The sequence below is a fragment of the Streptomyces pimonensis genome (assembly GCF_041380215.1).
In the GTDB taxonomy this organism is placed as follows: Bacteria; Actinomycetota; Actinomycetes; order Streptomycetales; family Streptomycetaceae; genus Streptomyces; species Streptomyces pimonensis.
Genome location: NZ_JAHWZY010000112.1, coordinates 1 through 1,411, shown reverse-complemented (window position 1 = coordinate 1,411; position 1,411 = coordinate 1). Strand labels below are relative to the sequence as shown.

Here is a 1,411-nt window from a genome sequence, read left to right as displayed (position 1 = left end):
CGGTGAGCGGTGTAACTCCCGATCTGGAAGCGACAGTTGATGACTGACGCGGTTGAGTCGGCCTGAAGCGCGGTACCGGTGTTGCCACCAGCCCGTCTCTCCAGGCCGCTCGCCGAACCCGGCGTACCCGTTACCGAGTACCAGGCTCTCCACAGTTGTTGCCGCGGGCTGTTCGTCAGGCGATCGTCCAGGGGGTGGGGATGGTGTCGCCCCGGTAGCGGTACCGCGTGATTGCGGGTGTCCGCGCCGGGTTGACCAGTTCCACTCCGTCCACCGCGATCGGCAGCCAGGACCCGTCAGGTCCCAGGAACCACTTGCGGATGTCCTTCCACGACCAGCGGTGCAGCGTCTTGAACCACATGATCACTCGACGCCAGAGGAAGATCCCCAGCATCCGGAACGTGTGCTTCGCAACGGCATGCCGGAAGTAGTTGGTCCAGCCGTGCACGACCTGATTGAGTCGGATCAGCACGTCTGCGGGATTGGCCTGTGACGTCCTGCGGGTCAGGGCACGGATCTTGTCCTTCACCGAGCGGACGGGCCGGTCGGCGATGAAGAAGTAGACGTACCACTTGTCGGTTCCCCGCTTGCGTTTCCACTGGATGCGGAAACCGAGGAAGTCGAACCCGTCCTCTATGTGCACGATCCGGGTCTTGGCCGGTGACAGCCTCAACCCCAACGGTTGCAGCACGGAGGCCGCTTCGTCCTGGAGCGCGCGGGCGTCGTCGGCCGAGCCGTGCACCAAGATCGCGAAGTCGTCCGCGTAACGGACGATTCGCCAGTTGGGCAGGCCGTGCCGACGACGTTTCCTGCGCGGATACTGGGCATCCATCCGCCCGCCGGGCTTCCAGTCGCGGTGCAGGTGCTCGTCGAGCGCCGACAGCGCGATGTTGAAGATCAGCGGAGAGAGGATGCCACCCTGCGGGGTACCGGTGTGGGTGTCCCTGCGCTGGCCGTCCTCGGTGAGGATGCCCGCCTTGAGGAACGCCTTCACCAGCGCCAGGACGCGCTTGTCCTTGCCCCGTACCCGGACCGCGTCCATGACGGCGCGGTGCGAAACGTTGTCGAAGGCCGCCTCGATGTCCGCGTCCAGCACCCAGCGATATCCCTTGGTGCAGAAACGCTGGATTTCCGCAATTGCGTCCTGGGCCCGCCTCTTGGGCCGGAACCCGTAGGAGACCGGCAGGAAGTCGGCCTCGAAGATGGGCTCCAGTACCAGCTTCAGCGCGGCCTGAACGGTCCGGTCAGCCACCAGGGTCTTTGAGAAGTGATCTTGTGTCCGGGTTTGTCATGCCAGCCCGAGGGCGGTGAGGAGCCGCAGGTGGTCTCGGGCGGTGTGGCGGAGGGCGGCTGCGATATTGATGTGGCCGTCCTGGCGGTGGACGCCGACGGCGAGGTTGCGCAGGCCGGT

General features: G+C 65.5%; 1 protein-coding gene. It reads right to left on the bottom strand.

The genetic code is table 11. The features are described from left to right. Positions 1–175: 175 nt before the first annotated feature. Positions 176–1,252 (bottom strand): reverse transcriptase domain-containing protein, encoded by a 1,077-nt coding sequence (locus KYY02_RS33560; RefSeq protein WP_371244843.1) that lies wholly within the window; start codon positions 1,250–1,252, stop codon positions 176–178. Positions 1,253–1,411: the final 159 nt, after the last annotated feature.